Raw genomic sequence first — 23,155 nt, forward strand, 5'->3', positions numbered from 1 at the left:
ATCTTAATAATTTCTGTATATTTTCAATTTTACAGAGTTTCTACACTATCTTTACCTAAAAAATTTGAAAATATTATTTCACTTTCCGCTTTTATTATTTTTCCTGTGTATTTCAATGGGAATCAATGCTCAGGAAACCTATACGCTCAAAGGAACTATTACCAATGCGTCCAGTAATGAAACATTAATAGGTGTAAATGTTATTATTCCGGAAGAACAAAAAGGCGTGGTTACCAATGAATATGGATTCTATTCCATAAAACTGCAGGAAGGTACTTATACACTTGAAATTTCTTACCTGGGTTTTCAAACCATAAGAGAAACAATAACTATCGCAGAAGATACCACCTTTAATACCGAAATGACTGAAGGTTCTGAAAATTTAGACGAAGTAGTTATAAAGTCTAATAGTGAAGGTTTTAATATTAAGAGTCCGGAAATGAGCGTTAATAAACTTTCTATTAATACCATTCAAAAATTACCGGTGGTTTTTGGAGAAGTAGATATCGTAAAATCATTATTGCTCCTACCGGGAGTTTCTAATGCAGGAGAAGGCGCATCTGGCTTTAATGTACGCGGTGGCGCGGTAGATCAAAACTTAATTCTATTAGATGAAGCTACTATTTTTAATTCTTCTCACCTTTTTGGTTTCTTTTCGGTGTTTAATCCCGATGCTGTAAAAGATTTAAAATTATATAAAGGTGGAATTCCGGCTAAATATGGCGGAAGGGTATCCTCTGTTCTTGATATTTATCAACGTGACGGTAATAGTAAAGAATTTAAAGCACAGGGCGGAATTGGGGTAATTTCAAGTAGGTTACTGGCTGAGGGACCCATTGTAAAAGATAAAGGTTCTTTTTTGGTTGCCGGTAGAAGTTCTTATGCGCATTTGTTCCTGAAATTGGCCGATAATCCAAACTCTGCTTACTTCTATGATCTCAATACAAAACTAACCTACAAGTTAAATGATGAAAATAAGCTATTGTTTTCCGGATATTTTGGCCGCGATGTTTTTGATATCAATCAAAACTTTTTAAATACCTACGGAAATTCAGTCTTTAACCTTAGATGGAATCACGTGGTTTCAGATGATATTTTTACCAATTTATCACTTATTTATAGTGATTATTACTATGGTTTAACCCTTAATTTTGTTGGCTTCAATTGGGACAGTGGTATAAAGAACCTCAATATAAAATATGATTTTAACCACTATTTAAACAATACATTTCAATTAGAGTACGGTCTCCACAGTACATACCATGAATTTAATCCGGGAGAGATTGCTCCAATAGATGAAAACTCTGGGATAAATTTCTTTAAACTAACCGATAAATATGCACTTGAAAATGCGGCTTACTTTTCCGTAGAACATAATATTTCAGATAAACTTACGGCAGAATACGGACTTAGATTTAGTAATTTTTTACGATTAGGCCAGGAAAGTTTAAATGAATATGAAAATGACAACCCAATTATTTATAATGAAGCATTAGATATTTATGAAGAAGCGCAACCTGTAGACCAGAATTCCTATTCCAGATCTGAGGTTATAAAAACCTATTCCAACTTTGAACCGAGGCTGGCGTTAGCTTATAATTTCAGCGAAAATCAGTCGGTTAAAGCGAGTTATAACAGGATGGCTCAATATTTACATTTAATCTCCAACACTAACTCTCCCACTCCTCTTGATGTATGGGCCCCCAGCGGACCCTTTATTAAACCTCAAATTTTAGATCAATACGCCCTGGGGTATTTTCGAAATATTGATGACGGAAAATATAGCCTGGAGACTGAAATCTTTTATAAGGATATTCAAAACAGGATAGATTATGTTAATGGAGCAAATCTTATCGCTAATAATAATATTGAAACTATAATTTTAAATGGTAGATCCCGGGCTTATGGTCTGGAAATTTTGGCAAAGAAAAACGAAGGTAGATTTACTGGTTGCCTCGCCTATACCCTGTCAAGATCTGAGCAACAAACTCCCGGAAGAACTACGGCGGAAAGCGGAATTAATAATGGAAAGTGGTATGCAACTAACTACGATAAAACGCACGATATAAGTCTTACCGCCACTTACGATTATAATAAGAAATGGGATTTTAGTGCCAATTTTGCATTTCAAACAGGTTTACCGGTCACTTACCCAACAGGGCAATATGATTTTAACGGAATAAATGTTCCGGTTTATGGAGATAGAAATAGTAATAGATTACCGGCCTACCACAGGCTCGATCTTTCTGCTACGTATATTCCGAAACCTAATAAAAAACAAGGCTTTCAATCTTCCTGGAATTTTGGCATTTACAATGTTTATAACCGGAAAAATGCTAATTCTATAAGTTTTAGGGAGAATGAAGATACCGGAAGAAACGAATCGGCTAAATTAAGTCTGTTCGGAATAATACCTTCTATAACCTATAATTTCAGTTTTTAAGATGAAAAATTTATATATTTTATCACTTATAATCCTTCTTCTTACATTCACTTCTTGCGAAGAAGTAATAGATTTAGATTTGGATCAAAGTGAACCAAGATTAGTGATAGACGCTTCTATGCTATGGTATATAGGCACACCGGGTAACAATCAGCAAATAAAACTATCAGAAACCATTGGCTTTTACGAAGAAGGAATTGAGCCGGTAACAGAAGCTAAAGTAATTATTGAAACTGGTAGTGGTGAAGAATTTAATTTTACTCATCAGGAAAATGGTATATACCAAAATTCTAATTTTATTCCGGAATTTGACGAAAATTATACGCTGGAAATAAGCTATAATGATGAGATTTACACGGCTACTTCCAGTTTTGTTCCTGTTGCAGGTATAGACTATATTGAACAGAATGATGAAGGCGGATTCACACGTGAAGACCTTGAGGTTGAAGTATTTTTCACAGATCCGGCCGGTGAGGACAATTTCTACCTTTTTAGCTTTAGTAATATCACTACTTCTAAATTCTCCCTGGAAATTTATGAAGATGAATTCACAGATGGCAACCATGTTTCCTCATCATATTCTAACGAAGATTTGGCGGCAGAAAATGAAATTCACATTACTATGGAAGGAATATCAGAACCTTTTTATAATTATTTATTTATACTTCGTTCCCAGGGAGGCAATAACGGAGGCGGCCCGTTCCAGTCACAACCCGCCACAGTTAAAGGAAATATAGTGAATCAAACCAATCCAGAAAATTATCCTTTTGGATACTTTAGACTTTCAGAAGTCGATTCTACTACATATATTGTACTCTAAGAAAGTAAGATGAAACATACTAATAAAAAAATATTAGGAAAAGGAGTTAAGTATCTGGCGTTTGCCTTGCCCCTAAGCTTAATAGGCCCTTCAGTACTGTTTACCGCATTTAATAATCAGGATCATCCATATTATATACCTGTATTAATCGTAGGGATTATTGCTCTTATAGCAGCAATATTTTTAATGTTTCGAGGAATTATGACCATTGTTAAATCGATTTTTGACTAAAACATTCTTATAAAATCGAATTGTATTCCTTCTAAAAAAGAACCAGTTCTTAATAAATTTTAACTTATAATGCTAAGGCTTATTTAAACTGATATGAGCTGAAGTTTATCAACCTTCAATAAGCAAATTATAGTTAATTCGATATAATTTTGGCTCTTTAGGACTTTCCTATAGACTTTAGTCTATCTACTCTATACCTATATTTATAAAGTTAGTTTGAAGAAACCGAGAATATTTTTTTTCACTTCATCCCATAAAAAAACCCTTCACCAAATGAATGATGAAGGGTTTAAAAAAAAGGCGGTGACATACTCTCCCACAAATAGCAGTACCATCTGCGCTAACGGGCTTAACTTCTCTGTTCGGAATGGGAAGAGGTGAGCCCCGTTGCCATAACCACCTTAAGTCTTTAGTATGCAGTGTTCAGTAACCAGTGGGCAGTAATGCCCTGGTCCCTACTAGATGTCATACCTAATAAGTTGACATATATAAGAAACAAAGAATAAAGAAAGTACTGCGGTAAAAGCATTCAAGTGCTTCCCATCCCTTGCAGGATAGGAAGCGTCGCATCAAGCTTTACGGATTATTAGTACCACTCGGCTATGACATTGCTGCCTTTACACCTATGGCCTATCAACGTGGTCGTCTCCCACGGTCCTTTAAAGAAATCTCATCTTGTGGTGGGTTTCGCGCTTATATGCTTTCAGCGCTTATCCCTTCCCAACGTAGCTACCCAGCAATGCTCCTGGCGGAACAACTGGTGCACCAGAGGTTGGTCCAATCCGGTCCTCTCGTACTAGGATCAGGTCCACTCAAATTTCTAACGCCCACTACAGATAGAGACCGAACTGTCTCACGACGTTCTGAACCCAGCTCGCGTGCCACTTTAATGGGCGAACAGCCCAACCCTTGGGACCTTCTCCAGCCCCAGGATGTGACGAGCCGACATCGAGGTGCCAAACCCCCCCGTCGATGTGAGCTCTTGGGGGAGATCAGCCTGTTATCCCCGGCGTACCTTTTATCCTTTGAGCGATGACCCTTCCATGCGGTGTCACCGGATCACTATGCTCTACTTTCGTACCTGATCGACCTGTATGTCTCTCAGTCAAGCTCCCTTTTGCCATTGCACTCTACGCACGGTTACCAAGCGTGCTGAGGGAACCTTTAGAAGCCTCCGTTACTCTTTTGGAGGCGACCACCCCAGTCAAACTACCCACCAAGCACTGTCCCTCATCTAATGAGGTTAGGCTCCGAACAAGTAAAGGGTGGTATTTCAACAATGACTCCACACCGCCTGGCGACGGCGCTTCAAAGTCTCCCACCTATCCTACACATCACTTGTCCAAAGTCAATACTAAGCTATAGTAAAGGTGCACGGGGTCTTTTCGTCCCGTAGCGGGTAATCGGCATCTTCACCGATACTACAATTTCACCGAGCTCATGGCTGAGACAGTGTCCAGATCGTTGCACCATTCGTGCAGGTCGGAACTTACCCGACAAGGAATTTCGCTACCTTAGGACCGTTATAGTTACGGCCGCCGTTTACTGGGGCTTCAATTCAATGCTTCGCCGAAGCTAACATCTCCTCTTAACCTTCCAGCACCGGGCAGGTGTCAGGCCCTATACATCATCTTTCGATTTAGCAGAGCCCTGTGTTTTTGATAAACAGTCGCCTGGACCTCTTCACTGCGGCCCCGCCTAAAGCGGGGCGACCCTTCTCCCGAAGTTACGGGCCCATTTTGCCTAGTTCCTTAGCCATGAATCTCTCGAGCACCTTAGAATTCTCATCCCAACTACCTGTGTCGGTTTACGGTACGGGTTGCCACCACTCGCTTTTCTTGGAAGTCGATTCGCTGGATTATCACGCCGGCCGAAGCTTTTGTGTACTATCGGGGTGTTACCACTCCCTTCAACGTGCTATTCCGTCAGCACGCACCAACTGTTCGCCTCCGTCCGCTTTAACGTGGGGCAAGTACAGAAATATTAATCTGTTGTCCATCGACTACCCCTTTCGGGTTCGCCTTAGGTCCCGACTAACCCCCAGCTGATTAGCATAGCTGGGGAAACCTTAGTCTTTCGGTGTGCAGGTTTCTCGCCTGCATTATCGTTACTTATGCCTACATTTTCTTTTGTAACCAATCCAGCATACCTCGCAGTACACCTTCATCTCTGTTACAATGCTCCCCTACCACTCCATATCTAAATATGAAATCCATAGCTTCGGTAATATGTTTATGCCCGATTATTATCCATGCCGGACCGCTCGACTAGTGAGCTGTTACGCACTCTTTAAATGAATGGCTGCTTCCAAGCCAACATCCTAGCTGTCTGGGCAGTCCAACCGCGTTTCTTCAACTTAACATATATTTGGGGACCTTAGCTGATGGTCTGGGTTCTTTCCCTCTCGGACACGGACCTTAGCACCCATGCCCTCACTGATATAAAACATTTTATAGCATTCGGAGTTTGTCAGGAATTGGTAGGCGGTGAAGCCCCCGCATCCAATCAGTAGCTCTACCTCTATAAAACTATTATACCGCTGCACCTAAATGCATTTCGGGGAGTACGAGCTATTTCCGAGTTTGATTGGCCTTTCACCCCTACCCTCAGGTCATCCCAAGACTTTTCAACGTCAACGGGTTCGGTCCTCCACTATGTGTTACCACAGCTTCAACCTGCCCAAGGGTAGATCACACGGTTTCGCGTCTACCATTACCAACTTAATTCGCCCTATTAAGACTCGCTTTCGCTACGGCTCCACAGCTGAACTGCTTAACCTTGCTGGAAACGGTAACTCGTAGGCTCATTATGCAAAAGGCACGCCGTCACCCCCTAAAGGGCTCCGACCGCTTGTAAGCGTATGGTTTCAGGATCTATTTCACTCCCTTGTTCAGGGTTCTTTTCACCTTTCCCTCACGGTACTGGTTCACTATCGGTCTCTCAGGAGTATTTAGCCTTGGCGGATGGTCCCGCCGGATTCATACAGGGTTTCTCGTGCCCCGCACTACTCAGGATACCACTATCATTGCATTCTTTACCTATACCGGGCTGTCACCGTCTATGGCCAGGCTTTCCAACCTGTTCTAATTCTGTTTGCAACAAATGTTGTGGTCCTACAACCCCATAAGGTCCGTAAACCTTATGGTTTGGGCTAATGCGCGTTCGCTCGCCGCTACTAGCGCAATCACTATTGTTTTCTCTTCCTCCGGGTACTTAGATGTTTCAGTTCTCCGGGTTTGCCTCCTTGCGGATACTATACCTTCAGTATAGTGGGTTGCCCCATTCGGATATCTGCGGATCAACTTGTATGTGCCAATCCCCGCAGCTTTTCGCAGCTTATCACGTCCTTCTTCGCCTCTGAGAGCCTAGGCATTCCCCATACGCCCTTATCTAGCTTGTATGCTTCTTGCTTATGCTCGAATTTCTCGTGACCTTAAATCACAATATATTCTATTAATTTAATTAATTTACCTCGTTATAAAAGTAAACTTCTATAACTGTAGTTTTCTCGTATTCTTTGTTTCTCAATATGTCAATGAACTTTTTTCCTCTTAAGCAACCTAAAATCAATGGCAAACAAACGAATATGCTTACGCGTTTCCTGATGTTTGTATTACCTATCTCCCCTAGATCTTAAGGAATCGTGGAGAATATCGGAGTCGAACCGATGACCTCCTGCGTGCAAGGCAGGCGCTCTAGCCAGCTGAGCTAATCCCCCGTTTGTTAGTTGGCAGTTAATTAGTATTCAGTATTCAGTTAAAACTGTACTGCGTACTGCTCACTGCGTACTCTAAACTGGTTTCCCAACTTCTAAAATTTCCTTTCAATTTGTAATGAACGTTGTTGTCTCAAATTCAAATTACTTTGAACTATGAACCTTTAACTTTGAACTGCGCCTTAGCGCGTCGTAGTCTCAGGCAGACTCGAACTGCCGACCTCTACATTATCAGTGTAGCGCTCTAACCAGCTGAGCTATGAGACTGTCCTTTATTCTTTAAATATTAAATCGACAGCTTAGAATCAAGACCAAAAAAGGTCTTTAAGAACTTCCCTTTTGATTATTGCGCGTTGCACTTAAAGTGCATTGCTCTAGAAAGGAGGTGTTCCAGCCGCACCTTCCGGTACGGCTACCTTGTTACGACTTAGCCCCAGTTACCAGTTTTACCCTAGGCGGCTCCTTGCGGTGACCGACTTCAGGTACCCCCGGCTTCCATGGCTTGACGGGCGGTGTGTACAAGGCCCGGGAACGTATTCACCGCATCATGGCTGATATGCGATTACTAGCGATTCCAGCTTCACGCAGTCGAGTTGCAGACTGCGATCCGAACTGTGATAGGGTTTGTAGATTCGCTCCTTCTCGCGAAGTGGCTGCTCTCTGTCCCTACCATTGTAGCACGTGTGTGGCCCAGGACGTAAGGGCCGTGATGATTTGACGTCATCCCCACCTTCCTCACGGTTTGCACCGGCAGTCTGGCTAGAGTTCCCGACATTACTCGCTGGCAACTAACCACAGGGGTTGCGCTCGTTATAGGACTTAACCTGACACCTCACGGCACGAGCTGACGACAACCATGCAGCACCTTGTAATCTGTCCGAAGAAAAAAGTGTTTCCACTCCTGTCAGACTACATTTAAGCCCTGGTAAGGTTCCTCGCGTATCATCGAATTAAACCACATGCTCCACCGCTTGTGCGGGCCCCCGTCAATTCCTTTGAGTTTCATTCTTGCGAACGTACTCCCCAGGTGGGTTACTTATCACTTTCGCTTAACCACTCAGCCCTTAATCGGGCCGAACAGCTAGTAACCATCGTTTACGGCGTAGACTACCAGGGTATCTAATCCTGTTCGCTACCTACGCTTTCGTCCATCAGCGTCAGTATATTATTAGTGATCTGCCTTCGCAATCGGTATTCTGAGTAATATCTATGCATTTCACCGCTACACTACTCATTCTAACCACTTCATAATAACTCAAGACAATCAGTATCAATGGCAGTTCTCCCGTTGAGCGGAAGACTTTCACCACTGACTTAACTGCCCGCCTACGGACCCTTTAAACCCAATGATTCCGGATAACGCTTGGATCCTCCGTATTACCGCGGCTGCTGGCACGGAGTTAGCCGATCCTTATTCGCAGAGTACCGTCAAACTCCCACACGTGGGAGTGGTTCTTCCTCTGTAAAAGCAGTTTACAACCCATAGGGCAGTCTTCCTGCACGCGGCATGGCTGGATCAGGCTCTCGCCCATTGTCCAATATTCCTCACTGCTGCCTCCCGTAGGAGTCTGGTCCGTGTCTCAGTACCAGTGTGGGGGATCTCCCTCTCAGGACCCCTACCTATCGCTGCCTTGGTAAGCCGTTACCTTACCAACTAACTAATAGGACGCATACCCATCTAATGGCCATAAATGTTTAATGAAAATATCAGGAGATATTCCCATACTATGGGGCATTAATCCAAGTTTCCCTGGGCTATTCCCCTCCAAAAGGTAGGTTGTATACGCGTTACGCACCCGTGCGCCGGTCGTCAGCGAAAGAGCAAGCTCTTCCCTGTTACCCCTCGACTTGCATGTGTTAGGCCTGCCGCTAGCGTTCATCCTGAGCCAGGATCAAACTCTTCATCGTTGTTTCTTAAATATAATTACAACAATCAAATCGTCTGTACTCAAAGATGACTTCTCTAGTCTTAATTCTAAATTATTTGTATCATTTCTCTCTCGAAAAATGTACGCGCTGTCAATTCAATAAATCAATGAACTTCCCCGGTATTACCCAGGATATTCTTGCCGAAATTAAAGGACTCGAACCTCTCTCTATCTCACCCACCCGGGATTTCTTTTCAGTATTTTTGGGAACTTGTTTCCGCTGTAAGCGGCTGCAAATATACAATGCTTTTTCTTTACCCGCCAAATCTTTTTTAGAAAAATTTTTGACTTTTTTTTAAAGCTTTCCATTCTCAAAAGAACTTTAAAAACAACTCCCGTTTCCTATAAAAACCTTCGCTGTTTTTGCGGCTGCAAATATACACCCTCTTTTGATTCTGGCAAGTAAAAAAATAAGTTTTTTTACTTTTATTTTTTTAAGCTTTTATTTCCTTAAAAAATCACCGTATCCCAATATGTAATGAACTTCCCACTTTACTTCCCAACCCTAGTTGTGTCCCAAAGCGGGTGCAAATATACTGCTGTTTTATTCCCCCGCAAGCTCCAAATAATAATTTTTTAAAGAAATCTTAAAACCAATTCCTAAACTTCTCAATAAAAGGAACTTGTAAGATAAAAAATTTTAAAGAAATATTGGGGAGACAAAAGTTAATGTTTCAGCATAAAGAAAAACTACTTCTTTTTAATATTTCAGCAATAAATATCCTCCTTTATATATAAGTATATTGCGCAGGCAAAATCAACCTATTATCTTTGCGCTCATTAAAACTACATATACATGATTAAGGTAAGCTTGCCCGATGGCAGTATAAAAGAATTTGAAAAAGGTACCACTCCAATGGATGTTGCTAACAGCATTAGCTCTGGACTGGCCCGAAACGTAATTTCAGCAAAATTCAATAATAATATCGTAGAAGTTTCTACGCCATTAACTACAGATGGAAGTTTAACCTTATTTACCTGGAAGGACGACGACGGCAAAAAAGCTTTTTGGCATTCTACCTCTCACGTAATGGCCCAGGCTATAGAAGAAATGTATCCCGGTTCTAAATTAACCATTGGTCCGGCAATTGAAAATGGATTCTATTATGATGTAGATTTTGGCGAACATAAGATTTCGGAAAACGATTTTAAAAAGATCGAAGACCGCATGCTTGAGATTGCCCGTGAAAAACATGACTTTAAATTAAGGGAAGTTTCAAAAGCAGATGCCCTCTCCTATTATAAGGAACAAAATAACCAGTTTAAAGTAGAGTTAATCGAAAACCTGGAAGACGGTGAGATCACTTTCTGCGATCACGACAACTTTACAGACCTTTGCCGCGGAGGCCATATTCCAAATACCGGCTTTATTAAAGCGGTAAAGTTAATGAGTGTTGCCGGCGCGTACTGGCGCGGCGATGAAAACAATCCGCAGTTAACTCGTGTTTATGGAATTTCATTTCCGAAGCAAAAAGAACTAAAAGAATACTTAGAACTACTTGAAGAAGCTAAGAAAAGGGATCACCGTAAGCTTGGAAAAGAACTTGAGTTATTTACTTTTTCTCAAAAAGTTGGACAGGGACTTCCATTATGGTTACCAAAAGGAGCGGCTTTAAGAGAACGACTGGAAGATTTCTTAAAAAAGGCACAGAAAAAAGCAGGTTACGAGATGGTGGTAAGTCCGCATATTGGTCAAAAAGAACTTTATGTAACTTCCGGCCATTATGCTAAATACGGTGAAGACAGTTTTCAGCCAATTCATACCCCTAATGAAGGTGAAGAATTCTTATTAAAACCTATGAACTGCCCGCATCACTGTGAGATTTATAACGCTAGCTCCTGGAGTTACCGTGATCTTCCAAAACGTTTTGCTGAATTTGGCACCGTTTATCGCTACGAACAGAGTGGAGAATTACACGGCTTAACCAGGGTTAGAGGTTTTACCCAGGATGATGCTCATATTTTTTGTACTCCAGATCAATTAGATGAGGAATTCAAAAAAGTGATAGACCTTACCTTATATGTATTTGATTCTTTAGGTTTTGAAAATTTCACCGCCCAGGTTTCCTTAAGAGATCCGGAGAATAAAGAGAAGTATATAGGATCTGACGATGTTTGGGAAAAAGCCGAAACTGCCATTATTAATGCAGCTAAGGAAAAAGGGCTTAATTATGTTGTTGAAACCGGGGAAGCCGCGTTTTACGGACCTAAGTTAGATTTTATGGTGAAGGATGCACTTGGCAGAAGCTGGCAACTTGGCACCATTCAGGTAGACTACAATCTGCCAGAACGTTTTGAACTCACTTACAAAGGAAGTGACAATGAGACACACCGCCCGGTCATGATTCACCGTGCGCCATTTGGTAGTATGGAACGTTTTATCGCCATATTACTGGAACATACAGCAGGTAACTTTCCATTATGGTTGATGCCCGAGCAGGCTATGGTGCTCTCAATCAGTGAGAAATATGAAAAATACGCCCAAAAAGTTTTAACTTTGCTGGAAAATAACGAAATTCGCGCTTTGGCAGACAACCGAAATGAAACCATTGGGAAGAAAATTAGGGAAGCCGAAATGAACAAATTCCCATATATGTTGATTATAGGGGAACAGGAAGAACAGGATGGTACGGTTTCTGTACGAAAGAGAGGGGAAGGCGATATTGGCACTATGCCAGTAGAAGACTTTGCCGCAATTATAAATAACGAAATCAAAAAAACGTTGAAGACGTTTGAAGTTTAACCAAAAATAGATCAGCCATAGCAATACGTAGAAAAAAATCGAAAAGACCGCTTAGAGCAGTTAAAGAGGATCAACACCGGATTAACCAAAAAATCAGGGCAGAAGAAGTTCGCCTTGTAGGTGATAATGTAGAAATGGGCGTTTATCCAACCAAAGAAGCATTAACCATAGCCGAAGATTTAGGTTTGGATTTGGTAGAAATATCTCCAGATGCTAAACCACCGGTGGTAAAAGCGATGGATTACAAAAAGTTTCTTTACGAACAAAAGAAACGCGAAAAGGCAATGAAAGCCAAAGCGAGCAAAGTTGTTGTAAAAGAAATACGTTTTGGTCCTAATACAGATGATCACGATTACGAGTTTAAAAAACGTAATGCAGAGAAATTTTTAAAAGATGGTGCAAAACTAAAAGCTTTTGTATTTTTTAAAGGTAGATCTATCGTTTTTAAAGATAAAGGGGAAATCCTATTGCTTAGATTAGCTCAGGATCTTGAAGAACTTGGAAAAGTAGAACAAATGCCAAAACTTGAGGGAAAACGTATGACTATGTTTTTATCTCCAAGAAAAGCAAAATAGAATAAAGAATAATAAGAGAGTTATAATATAAAAAGAGGATAACATGCCGAAAATGAAAACAAAGTCTAGTGCCAAAAAGCGTTTTAAGCTTACCGGTACTGGTAAAATAAAAAGAAAGCACGCGTTTAAAAGTCACATCTTAACAAAGAAGTCTAAAAAACGTAAGCTAGCCTTAACGCATAGTACTTTAGTACACGATGCAGATAAGGACAATGTTAAACTTATGTTGCGTTTAAAGTAACAATAAGCTCTTAACGGTTTAATTAATTTAAAAACCCTGGAGTTGGGCAACACTTCGACTGCGCTTAGTGTGACAGATTGAAGTTTAAGTTAAAAGTGTCGATTATCGACCGCCTGCTACAAAACACATATAAATATGCCAAGATCAGTAAATTCAGTTGCAAAGAGAGCCAGAAGAAAAAAGGTTCTTAAGCAAGCAAAAGGTTACTTCGGACGTCGTAAAAACGTTTGGACAGTAGCCAAAAACGCGGTAGAGAAAGCAATGCTTTACTCATATAGAGACCGCAAAGTAAAGAAACGTAATTTCCGTTCACTGTGGATATTGCGTATCAACGCTGCAGCCCGTGAACACGGTATGTCTTATTCTCAATTTATGGGAGCTGCAAAAGCAAATGGAATAGGTTTAAACCGTAAGGTACTTGCCGATTTGGCAATGAACCATCCAGAAGCTTTTAAAGCAGTTGTAGATAAAGTAAAGTAAATACAAACAGTTATACACTCTCTTATTTAAAAATCCGGTTCTTTTGAGCCGGATTTTTTTGTACTTATATTTACTAATGATCTATTATTTGCCACCAGTACACTAATATTATCAGCCAATTCAGCGTATAGGTATCTCCGCTTAAACTCCGTAAAGGCTTAAAACTAATTTTCGGGAACCGCCATTATTTCTATGTTCTGCCAAATAAATTCCCTGCCAGGTTCCTAAATTTAATCTTCCATTTGTAACAGGAATTTGAAGCGAACTGCCAAGTAAAGATGCTTTTATATGCGCAGGCATGTCATCTGCCCCTTCTAAAGTATGTTTGTAATATGGCATGTTTTCCGGAACCATTTCATTAAAATGACTCTCAAAATCATCGCGCACCGTAGGATCGGCATTTTCATTGATGGTAATTCCTGCTGAAGTATGTTTAATAAAAACATTCAACATTCCAGAATTAATTTCCTTCAATTCGGTTAATTCATTTTCAACTTCGCCAGTGACAATATGAAAACCTCTTGATCTCGCTTTTAATTTTATTTCCTTCTGAAAGAATTTCATAGTTACTTCTTATTATTTTCTTTTAAATAAATTCCTGTTGCAGTTAAAATCCCAACTGAAATTAATAATATTCCATATACCGAAGAAGGCAATGTAATTATATTAGTTAAATCTAATATGAGAAATATTACAAAAATTAAGTTGACCACACTTAGTATTTTCAATAAAAGACTTAGTTTCATCTTAGGTTTTTTGAGGCTTTTTCTTCGCCGCCGGGAAGAGCACATTATTTAGGATCAGCCTATAACCCGGGGAAGTTGGGTGTAAATCAAGTTCGGTCTTTGGATCCCCAACCCTATGCTGATAATCTTCAGGATCGTGGCCTCCGTAAAAAGTGAAAAATCCTTTTCCTTTTATTCCGTGAATATAACGTGCTTCACCATTTAATTTACTCTCTCCCATCACCAGGACATTGGCTTTAATATTATCAGGGTTATATGCTGTAGTTTGCCCCATAAATCCTTTAACCAATCGCGTGTGGTTTTGAGTTAACATAGTTGGCACTACATCCCATTTTGCTGAAAAATCCATCAGCGTAAAATAATCGGTTTCCTTCGGAATATTTCTTTTAGCAGTCATATCTATTGAAGAAAACTCGTAAACCATTGGGCTTCGTTCCAGAGTAAAATCGGTAAAAGCGAAAGTATTACTGAAATTGATTTTAGATTGATAACCGGGTTCGCTGGGGTCACCATCAAACATAGTTTCAGCAATATCCACGCCTTCTGCGGCGAGAGCAATATCAAAACTATCGGTAGCGCTGCACATGGCAAACATAAAGCCGCCACCAACAACATAATCCCTTATCTTTAGAGCTACGGCTAATTTCTCTTGTGAAACCTTATCATAGCCTAACTTTTGCGCCAAAGCTTCAGATTCTTCTTTTTCCTGAATATACCAGGGCGTGGCTCTAAATGTTCTGTAAAATTTCCCGTATTGGCCTGTGAAATCTTCGTGGTGTAAATGAAGCCAGTCAAATAAAACCAGGGCATCGTTTAGAACGGCTTCATCGTAAATAGTTTCGTAAGGAATTTCAGCATAAGTAAGCGCCATAGTAACCGCATCGTCCCAGGGTTTATTTCCCTGGGGAGAATAAACCGCAATTTTTGGAGCTTTCTCTAAGACCACGGTCTCCATATTTTGGGAAGGACTACTGATTTCTTCTAAAATAGACTGCGTTTTATCGTCACTTATTACTTCAAAAGAAACTCCTCGTATTTGGCATTCTTTACGTAATTCTTCGGTATCTGAAATTAAAAACGAACCACCGCGATAATTTAACAACCATCTAACTTCTAACTCTTCTTCTAAAGCAAAATAGGTTATTCCGTAAGCTTTTAAATGATTCTTCTGAGAGTCTCCGTCCATAGGAATAAGCAATTGTGATGCTAAAACCTGAATAGAATTTAGAAACAGGAAAACAAAAAAGACCAGAAGAACGGTAAATTTCCCGCTTTTCTGGTCTTTTAAAACAATGTTATTAAGTGTACTCCTCTTTATTTTATCAGAATTTTTAGAATGGAACTTCGTCATCGTCATCATTATTAAACCCACTATTCATAGAGCTACCAAAAGCTTCGTTCGCACTTGGATTAGGCAGGTTTGGAGAATTAAATTCATTCTCATCATTTTCGCCGGTATTCATTTTTGAATGATATTCAAAAGGCGAATCGAACTCTTCTAAGTTATCAAATTTACCAAGATGACCAATAAATTTAAGACGTATATTTTCCAGTCCACCGTTCCTGTGCTTGGCAACAATAAATTCTCCCTGCCCATCGGTGGGTGTACGTTCTTCATCATCCCACTCTTCAATTTTATAATATTCGGGACGATAAATAAAGGAAACAATATCGGCATCCTGCTCAATCGCTCCAGATTCCCTAAGGTCAGAAAGCAATGGTCGCTTGCTTCCTCCCCTGGTTTCCACGGCACGTGATAACTGGGAAAGTGCAATTACTGGGATGTTTAATTCTTTGGCAAGTGCTTTAAGGTTACGCGAAATTGTAGAAATTTCCTGCTCCCTGTTTCCGCCACCTTTCTGGCTTCCACCGGCAGTCATTAACTGCAGATAATCAATTACAATAAGCTTAATCCCGTGCTGGGAAGCCAACCTCCTGGCTTTTGCCCTAAGGTCAAAAATTGAAAGTGAAGGCGTATCATCTATAAATAGAGGTGCATTTTCAAGATCTTTTACCTTCACATTAAGTTGTTCCCATTCGTGCTTTTCAAGATTTCCCGTTCTTAATTTTTCTGAAGAAAGACCGGTTTCCGAAGAAATTAATCGGGTAATTAGCTGTACTGCCGACATCTCCAAAGAGAAAAATGCTACCGGCATATTCTGGCCAACAGAAATATTTCTGGCCATAGATAAGGTAAGGGCCGTTTTACCCATACCCGGACGTGCAGCAACAATAATAAGGTCACTGGGCTGCCACCCGGAAGTTAACTGGTCTAACTTATCAAATCCTGAAGGAACACCACTTAAACCTTCTTTATTCGAGATCTCTTCAATTCTATTCTTCGCCTGAATCACCAAACTTTGAGCAGTCTCTGTAGATTTTTGAATATTCCCCTGGGTTACTTCGTACAATTTGGCTTCAGCACTGTCTAAAAGATCAAAAACATCTGTAGATTCATCGTAGGCTTCTTCAATAATTTCGTTTGAAATTTTAATCAAACTACGCTGAATATATTTCTGAAGAATTATACGCGCATGAAATTCAATATGCGCTGAAGATGATACTTTTTGAGTTAACTGAATAAGGTAATAATCACCCCCGGTTTTTTCAAAATTACCATCTTTCTTTAATTGGTTAGAAACGGTTAATAAGTCAATCGCCTCTGTATTTTCGAAGAGTTTATGTATGGCATCAAAAATTAATTTGTGGGAGTTTTTATAGAAAGCATCAGGGCTAAGGATATCAATAATTTCATCTACCCCTTTTTTATCAATCATCATTGCCCCTAACACAACCTCTTCTAAATCAACAGCTTGTGGAGGAAGTTTTCCTTTTTCAAGGCTAATTACGTTGCTTTTCTTTGCCGAAAATTGTTGTGGGGCGGTGATTTTTTCCATATCACGAAAGTATAAAATTTGTTAAGAGCATCTTAATTATAATTCACTTACTTAATTAACCAGTCATCAACAATCTGCCTGTTGAAAACTTAATAATAGTGTTGATAAGTGCAAAAAAAACCGAAACCAGGGTTTCGGAAATTTAAGAAGTTATGGTATGTAAGGTATTAGCTTTTAAAAACCCCCATATCTAAATACTTATCCATTCTTTTATTAACTAAATCTGTTGGTGATAAGTTTTTAAATTCAGAATAAGCTCCTAAAATTGCATTTTTTACCGTATTAAAAGTTTCCTCTCTATTGCTATGAGCACCTCCAATTGGTTCTTTTACAATTTCGTCTATCAATTTCTGTTTTTTCATATCCTTAGCGGTAAGTTTCAAAGCATCTGCCGCCTGCTCTTTATACTCCCAGCTACGCCAAAGAATAGAAGAACAAGATTCAGGAGAAATTACCGAATACCAGGTGTTTTCAAGCATCATTACCTTATCGCCAACTCCAATTCCTAAAGCACCTCCACTGGCACCTTCTCCAATGATAACTACAATAATTGGCACTTTTAACCTTGTCATTTCCAGGATATTGCGGGCAATAGCTTCTCCCTGGCCGCGTTCTTCAGCTTCAAGCCCAGGATATGCTCCCGGAGTATCTACAAATGTCACTACAGGAAGACCAAACTTCTCTGCAGATTTCATTAAACGCAAAGCTTTACGGTAACCTTCAGGATTTGCCATCCCAAAATTCCTATATTGTCTCGTTTTAGTATTATAGCCTTTTTGCTGACCTATAAACATAAAACTCTGGTCTTCAATTTTACCAAGCCCGCCAATCATTGCTTTATCGTCTTTTACATTTCTATCGCCGTGAAGCTCTAAAAAAGTATCACCACAAATTGCATTTATATAATCTAAAGTATAGGGGCGGTTTGGATGCCTGGAAAGCTGAACCCGTTGCCAGGCCGTTAAATTCTTATATATATCTTTTCGGGTTTCCTTTAATTTCTTTTCAATTTGTCTGCAGGTAGCCGTAACATCAACATCGCTCTCTTCACCTATGTTACAGGCTTTCGCGTACTGCTCTTCCAACTCTTTAATGGGTAATTCAAATTCTAAATATTCCATAAGTTGATATGGTTTGTTTTTTATTAGCCTACAAATATAACAAACTTTAAAAGGAAGAATTATACAGAAAGACCATTAAATTTTGAGAAATTTCTTCTCTTATCTTTTGGCTCTATAAAGTAGAAAAATTGCCAGAATACCAAAACTGATATTAGGAAACCAAACAGCAATTAAAGGAGAAAAGGTAGATTGCTCGGCCATAGTCCCAAAAACCTTATCGAAAAATATAAATATAAAGGCTAAAGTAATTCCAACGGCAAGGTTTACACCCATCCCTCCACGACGTTTCATAGAGGAAACAGCTACCGCAATTATGGTAAGAATAAATGCGGAAACAGGAATGCTCCATCGCTTATAAGCTACCACCAAATATCTATTTATATTTCCAGAACCGCGGCGGCGTTCTTGTTCAATAAACTCGTTTAGCTCGGTATAGTTTAAAGTTTCGGCGATATAAGTTTCAGGGGTTAATTCATCAAATTCAAAAGGAAGAATGGTATCCAGTTTATTTTGATGAATTATAGAATCTTCATCTACCCCAACAATTCGTTTATTTACATTCCTTAAAGAATAAGTGGTGTCTTCAGGATTAAATCTTAGGCTGGAGGCACTTATTTTATATTCAAGTTTATTGCCTTCAAAATGTTCTAAAGTGAAATTTCTAGCCGATTTCCCCAATGGCTGAAAATGGCTGGCATAGATAAATTCGTTATCATTTATTTGCCTATATACATCCCTGGTTTCCTGGGTTTCGGCTCCTTTTTTAAGATATTCATATTTAAATTCATTAAAACCTTTACTGGCTTTTGGTGCGAGGAACATACCAAGAATGAGCGCTAAAATACAAACAATGGTTGCACCAATAAGATAAGGTCTTAAGAACCTCCAAAAGGAAACCCCACTACTTAAAAAGGCAATAATTTCAGTATTATTTGCAAGTTTGGAGGTAAACCAAATCACCGATAAAAACAGGAAAAGCGGAAATAATAAATTGGCAAAATAGATTGTAAAGTCTACATAATAAAGAGCCACTTCTATAAAAGGTACTTCATTATCCAGTATTTTCCCAATTTTTTCAGCAAGATTAACTGTAATTCCAATTGGTATAAATAGTAAAAGCATAAGGAAGAAAGTTCCCAAATAACGTTTTAATATGTACCAATCTAAAATTTTCAAAGTCTAAAGTCTTTTATCCATTTGTTTTACCATCATATTCTTCCATCTGGCAAAATCTCCGGCTAAGATATGTTTTCTGGCTTCACGTACCAACCACATGTAAAATCCGAGATTATGAATAGTAGCAATTTGCTTGCCGAGAAGTTCATTTACACTAAATAAATGCCTAACATAAGCTTTGCTATAATCTTTATCTACAAAAGTAGTTCCCATTTCATCTAGAGGAGAGAAATCGTCTTCCCACTTTTTATTTTTAATATTAATTGTCCCGTGAGCCGTAAAAAGCATCCCGTTACGGGCATTTCTGGTAGGCATCACACAATCAAACATATCTACTCCCAGTGCAATATTTTCCAAAATATTAATAGGTGTACCTACTCCCATTAGATATCGCGGTTTATCTTCCGGAAGAATTTCAGTAACAACTTCTGTCATCGCGTACATTTCTTCAGCAGGTTCTCCAACTGAAAGTCCGCCAATCGCATTACCCTCTGCTCCTACTGAAGCTATATATTCTGCCGATTGTTTCCTTAAATCTTTATAAGTACTTCCCTGAACTATGGGAAAAAGCGTTTGATCAAACCCGTATAAAGGATCTACTTTTTGCAAATGATTTACACACCTGTCCAGCCACCTATGCGTCATATGCATAGAACGTTTTGCGTATTTATAATCACAAGGATATGGTGTACATTCATCAAATGCCATAATGATATCGGCACCAATAGTCCGTTGAATTTCCATCACATTCTCTGGAGTGAAAACGTGGTAAGAACCATCTATATGTGATTTGAATTTTACCCCTTCTTCCTTAATTTTCCTTCTCGCAGAAAGAGAGTATACCTGGTACCCACCGCTATCGGTTAAAATATTTCGATCCCAGTTCATAAACTTATGTAAGCCACCGGCTTTCTTAAGAATTTCGGTTTGGGGACGTAAATATAAGTGATAGGTATTCCCTAAAATTATATCAGGATTAATGTCTTCTTTAAGTTCCCGCTGGTGTACTCCTTTAACCGAAGCTACTGTACCAACAGGCATAAAAATAGGAGTTTCAATCTTACCGTGATCGGTGGTAATGGTCCCGGCGCGGGCTTTACTACCGGTATCGGTACTCAACAAATCAAATTTCATAATACTTTTTAAGTGAGTGCAAAGATACTCAAGTAAACTTCCTTTTGACAAACCCAAGGGGTATTAAAATTTTTTTTTGATTTAAAGACAGCCGAGCTTTCAAATATCGCAATCGATTGAAAATTTAATAAAAGAAGTTTACACCAGGAAATTGTTAGTTACTTGGTTAGTTTTCTTAATAACTGGAAGGCAAGCACTTTGACAAAGCTTTATAAAAAGCTATTTTTGTGGCTATCATTTTAACAACACAATTTTACTTTAATGTCAAAGATCAAAGAATTAGAAGATTTTGCCACCCAGGTACGCCGGGATATTTTAAGGCAGGTTCACAAGGTGAATTCGGGACACCCGGGAGGTTCGCTTGGTTGCACAGAATTTTTCACCGTTTTGTACCAGGGCGGAATTATGGAACACAAACCCGAGTTTAATATGGACGGGAAAGACGAAGACCTTTTCTTTCTTTCCAACGGTCATATTTCACCGGTTTTCTATAGCGTTTTAGCTCGTAGTGGTTATTTTCCTGTAGATGAATTAAATACTTTCCGACTTATAGATTCCAGGTTGCAGGGGCACCCTACAACGCACGAAGGCCTGCCGGGAATTCGTGTTGCCTCAGGTTCCTTGGGCCAGGGAATGTCGGTTGCTCTTGGAGCTGCTCAGGCTAAAAAACTGAATAAGGATAAGCATTTAGTATTTTCCCTTCACGGAGATGGTGAATTACAGGAGGGTCAAAACTGGGAGGCTATTATGTATGCCGCCGGTAATAAGGTAGACAATATCATTTCTACAGTAGACGTAAATGGCCAGCAAATAGACGGAAGTACAGAAACCGTTTTACCAATGGGTAACCTGAAAGCTAAATTTGAAGCTTTTGGTTGGGATGTAATGGAGATTGAAGATGGTAACGATATGCAACAGGTAATTGATGGATTAACTGAAGCCAAATCCCGTACCGGAAAAGGAAAACCGGTTTGTATACTTATGACTACCGTTATGGGTAATGGTGTAGATTTTATGATGCATACCCACGCCTGGCACGGAAAAGCGCCTAACGATGAGCAATTAGAAACTGCGCTTTCTCAAAATCCTGAAACTTTAGGAGATTATTAAAAGCCCCACCTAGCCTCCCCGAAGGGGAGGAATTTGATTTTAAGGGGAATGGATATAAAATAATATAGATTTCCAGAAAAGTGGAAATGACAAAGAAATTTAGAATGAAGACATATACAGATACAGGAAAAAAAGATACCCGTTCCGGTTTTGGTGCGGGACTTACCGAGCTTGGCAGAACCAATCCTAACGTAGTAGCACTTTGTGCCGACCTTATAGGATCGCTTAAAATGCAGGATTTTATAGATGAAAATCCGGAGCGTTTCTTTCAGGTAGGAATTGCCGAAGCCAATATGATGGGAATGGCCGCAGGTCTTACCATTGGCGGGAAGATTCCATTTGCAGGTACTTTTGCAAATTTCGCGACGGGAAGAGTCTACGACCAAATTAGACAATCTATCGCCTACTCGGGGAAGAACGTAAAGATTTGTGCTTCTCACTCTGGAGTAACTTTAGGAGAAGATGGAGCCACCCACCAAATCCTGGAAGATATAGGCCTTATGAAAATGTTACCAGGAATGACGGTAATAAATACCTGCGATTTTAACCAGACCAAAGCCGCAACTTTGGCTATTGCTGAGCACGATGGCCCGGTTTACCTTCGGTTTGGACGACCAAAAGTAGCTAATTTCACTCCGGAAGATCAAAAGTTTGAAATTGGGAAAGCAGTTCAACTTTATGAAGGGGATGATGTAACTATAATTGCTACCGGCCATTTGGTTTGGGAAGCGATACAGGCGGCCCAAAAACTTTCAGAAAAAGGAATTAGTGCTGATGTGATCAATATTCACACGATCAAACCTTTAGATGCAGAAGCCATTATCAAATCGGTTAAGAAAACCGGATGTGTGGTAACTGCCGAAGAACATAACTTCCTTGGCGGTCTTGGAGAAAGCGTTGCCCGCACTTTAGCCGAAAATAATCCGGCACCACAAGAATTTGTGGCCACCCAGGATACTTTTGGAGAAAGCGGCACCCCGGAACAATTATTTGAAAAATACGGACTTAACGCAGAAGCGATTATTAAAGCCACAGAAAAAGTGCTAAAAAGAAAATAAAACTTCTTTTTAATTATCTTTAAAGCCTTTAAGAATGTGATTCTTAAAGGCTTTTTTTATTCAGTAAAAAATAACAGGCACTATTTGTGCGTTATTTAAACCTAACAATAAAACAATCTACTATGAAAAAATTAATGTTTATCGCTTTTTTTGTGTGCTCCTCTGCTGGACTCATAGCACAGGAAGCAGATTTTGGAATTAAAGGTGGTTTCAACTACGGGGCTACCGGAGATCTTAAAATGGAAAATGCTTCTAACGATTTAGGAGATATCATTGAAGGTAAAGAAAAATCAGGGTATCATATAGGGCTTTTCAGTCGTTTTGAGATTGTGGGAATTTTTCTTCAGCCAGAACTAATGTTCACTCGCCTGAATACCGAATATGAAACTTTCAACTATAAAATTGATAAAATTGATGCGCCTATTTTATTGGGCGTAAATGTTTTAGGACCCTTAAATATAAAAGCAGGTCCTTCATTTCAGTATATTATAAATAATGAGCTGGAAGATACTCCGCTAAAAATTGGCGATGTTGAAAAAGATATAACGGTAGGTTACCAGGTAGGTGCCGGTATAAATCTGGGTAGATTAGGTTTTGATGTAAGATATGAAGGCGCTTTTACCGAAAATACCGCTTTTAGTGAAGAAGCTTCAGATAATTTTTCAATAGATTCCAGACCTTCTCAATGGATTTTGAGTTTGTCTTACGCTTTTTAAGTTAAAAGTAACCAAACAGGA

General features: G+C 39.5%; 16 protein-coding genes, 2 tRNA genes and 3 rRNA genes. 10 read left to right on the forward strand and 11 right to left on the reverse strand.

Features of this window, described 5'->3' with window-relative positions; translation table 11 throughout:
- Positions 1–115: 115 nt before the first annotated feature.
- Genes AO058_RS16720 through AO058_RS16730 form a run of 3 tightly spaced genes read left to right on the forward strand, consistent with a single transcriptional unit; the run spans position 116 to position 3,494 of the window.
- The gene (locus AO058_RS16720; protein WP_075327579.1) at positions 116–2,443 is read left to right on the forward strand and encodes a TonB-dependent receptor; all 2,328 of its coding nucleotides are present in this window, start codon (positions 116–118) and stop codon (positions 2,441–2,443) included.
- A gap of 1 nt (position 2,444) precedes the next feature.
- Positions 2,445–3,263, forward strand: a complete 819-nt coding sequence (locus AO058_RS16725; RefSeq protein WP_075327580.1) for a DUF4249 domain-containing protein — start codon at positions 2,445–2,447, stop codon at positions 3,261–3,263.
- A 9-nt stretch (positions 3,264–3,272) separates the two neighbouring features.
- Positions 3,273–3,494, forward strand: coding sequence for a DUF6095 family protein (locus AO058_RS16730; protein ID WP_075327581.1), 222 nt, complete (start codon positions 3,273–3,275; stop codon positions 3,492–3,494).
- A gap of 295 nt (positions 3,495–3,789) precedes the next feature.
- Here AO058_RS16730 and rrf read toward each other — a convergent pair.
- The 5 genes from rrf to AO058_RS16755 form a co-directional block, all read right to left on the reverse strand.
- Positions 3,790–3,898 (reverse strand): 5S ribosomal RNA (gene rrf, locus AO058_RS16735).
- A 161-nt stretch (positions 3,899–4,059) separates the two neighbouring features.
- A 23S ribosomal RNA gene (locus AO058_RS16740) occupies positions 4,060–6,896 on the reverse strand.
- A 242-nt stretch (positions 6,897–7,138) separates the two neighbouring features.
- Positions 7,139–7,212: transfer RNA gene (locus AO058_RS16745), tRNA-Ala, on the reverse strand.
- A gap of 190 nt (positions 7,213–7,402) precedes the next feature.
- Positions 7,403–7,476, reverse strand: a tRNA-Ile gene (locus AO058_RS16750).
- 111 nt (positions 7,477–7,587) lie between these two features.
- A 16S ribosomal RNA gene (locus AO058_RS16755) occupies positions 7,588–9,117 on the reverse strand.
- Together the 16S, 23S and 5S rRNA genes with 2 tRNA genes alongside form the textbook arrangement of a ribosomal RNA operon.
- Positions 9,118–9,933: 816 nt before the next feature.
- Here AO058_RS16755 and thrS point away from each other — a divergent pair.
- From thrS to rplT, 4 genes are all read left to right on the forward strand, one after another.
- Positions 9,934–11,880 carry a threonine--tRNA ligase gene (gene thrS, locus AO058_RS16760; RefSeq protein ID WP_075327582.1) on the forward strand — a complete coding sequence of 649 codons (1,947 nt, stop codon included), beginning with the start codon at positions 9,934–9,936 and terminating at the stop codon, positions 11,878–11,880.
- 80 nt (positions 11,881–11,960) lie between these two features.
- Positions 11,961–12,455, forward strand: coding sequence for a translation initiation factor IF-3 (infC, locus tag AO058_RS16765; RefSeq protein ID WP_106197154.1), 495 nt, complete (start codon positions 11,961–11,963; stop codon positions 12,453–12,455).
- A 43-nt stretch (positions 12,456–12,498) separates the two neighbouring features.
- Positions 12,499–12,696, forward strand: coding sequence for a 50S ribosomal protein L35 (gene rpmI, locus AO058_RS16770; protein ID WP_037319922.1), 198 nt, complete (start codon positions 12,499–12,501; stop codon positions 12,694–12,696).
- Between the two features lie 135 nt (positions 12,697–12,831).
- Positions 12,832–13,176 carry a 50S ribosomal protein L20 gene (gene rplT, locus AO058_RS16775; protein WP_075327584.1) on the forward strand — a complete coding sequence of 115 codons (345 nt, stop codon included), beginning with the start codon at positions 12,832–12,834 and terminating at the stop codon, positions 13,174–13,176.
- A gap of 141 nt (positions 13,177–13,317) precedes the next feature.
- Here the strand turns inward: rplT and AO058_RS16780 are convergent, their stop codons facing one another.
- The 6 genes from AO058_RS16780 to tgt all read right to left on the reverse strand — a co-directional run bounded on the left by AO058_RS16780 (position 13,318) and on the right by tgt (position 20,250).
- Entirely contained in the window at positions 13,318–13,740 is a 423-nt protein-coding gene (locus AO058_RS16780; protein ID WP_075327585.1) for a secondary thiamine-phosphate synthase enzyme YjbQ, read from the reverse strand.
- 183 nt (positions 13,741–13,923) lie between these two features.
- Positions 13,924–15,108 (reverse strand): asparagine synthetase B, encoded by a 1,185-nt coding sequence (locus AO058_RS16785; RefSeq protein WP_075328015.1) that lies wholly within the window; start codon positions 15,106–15,108, stop codon positions 13,924–13,926.
- A gap of 145 nt (positions 15,109–15,253) precedes the next feature.
- The gene (gene dnaB, locus AO058_RS16790) at positions 15,254–16,819 is read right to left on the reverse strand and encodes a replicative DNA helicase (RefSeq protein WP_075327586.1); all 1,566 of its coding nucleotides are present in this window, start codon (positions 16,817–16,819) and stop codon (positions 15,254–15,256) included.
- Positions 16,820–16,986: 167 nt separating this feature from the next.
- Complete coding sequence (locus AO058_RS16795) at positions 16,987–17,940, reverse strand: acetyl-CoA carboxylase carboxyltransferase subunit alpha (protein ID WP_075327587.1); 954 nt, start codon at positions 17,938–17,940, stop codon at positions 16,987–16,989.
- Between the two features lie 99 nt (positions 17,941–18,039).
- Entirely contained in the window at positions 18,040–19,116 is a 1,077-nt protein-coding gene (locus tag AO058_RS16800; RefSeq protein ID WP_075327588.1) for an LptF/LptG family permease, read from the reverse strand.
- A gap of 3 nt (positions 19,117–19,119) precedes the next feature.
- Complete coding sequence (tgt, locus tag AO058_RS16805; protein ID WP_075327589.1) at positions 19,120–20,250, reverse strand: tRNA guanosine(34) transglycosylase Tgt; 1,131 nt, start codon at positions 20,248–20,250, stop codon at positions 19,120–19,122.
- 261 nt (positions 20,251–20,511) lie between these two features.
- Here tgt and AO058_RS16810 point away from each other — a divergent pair, with 261 nt between their 5' ends.
- From AO058_RS16810 to AO058_RS16820, 3 genes are all read left to right on the forward strand, one after another.
- Positions 20,512–21,360 carry a transketolase gene (locus tag AO058_RS16810; protein WP_075327590.1) on the forward strand — a complete coding sequence of 283 codons (849 nt, stop codon included), beginning with the start codon at positions 20,512–20,514 and terminating at the stop codon, positions 21,358–21,360.
- Positions 21,361–21,464: 104 nt separating this feature from the next.
- On the forward strand, positions 21,465–22,418 hold the full coding sequence (locus AO058_RS16815; RefSeq protein ID WP_075327591.1) for a transketolase family protein: 954 nt from the start codon (positions 21,465–21,467) through the stop codon (positions 22,416–22,418).
- A 122-nt stretch (positions 22,419–22,540) separates the two neighbouring features.
- On the forward strand, positions 22,541–23,134 hold the full coding sequence (locus tag AO058_RS16820) for an outer membrane beta-barrel protein (RefSeq protein ID WP_075327592.1): 594 nt from the start codon (positions 22,541–22,543) through the stop codon (positions 23,132–23,134).
- Positions 23,135–23,155 lie beyond the last annotated feature (21 nt).

Source organism: Salegentibacter sp. T436 (assembly GCF_001932675.1).
Classification (GTDB): Bacteria; Bacteroidota; Bacteroidia; order Flavobacteriales; family Flavobacteriaceae; genus Salegentibacter; species Salegentibacter agarivorans.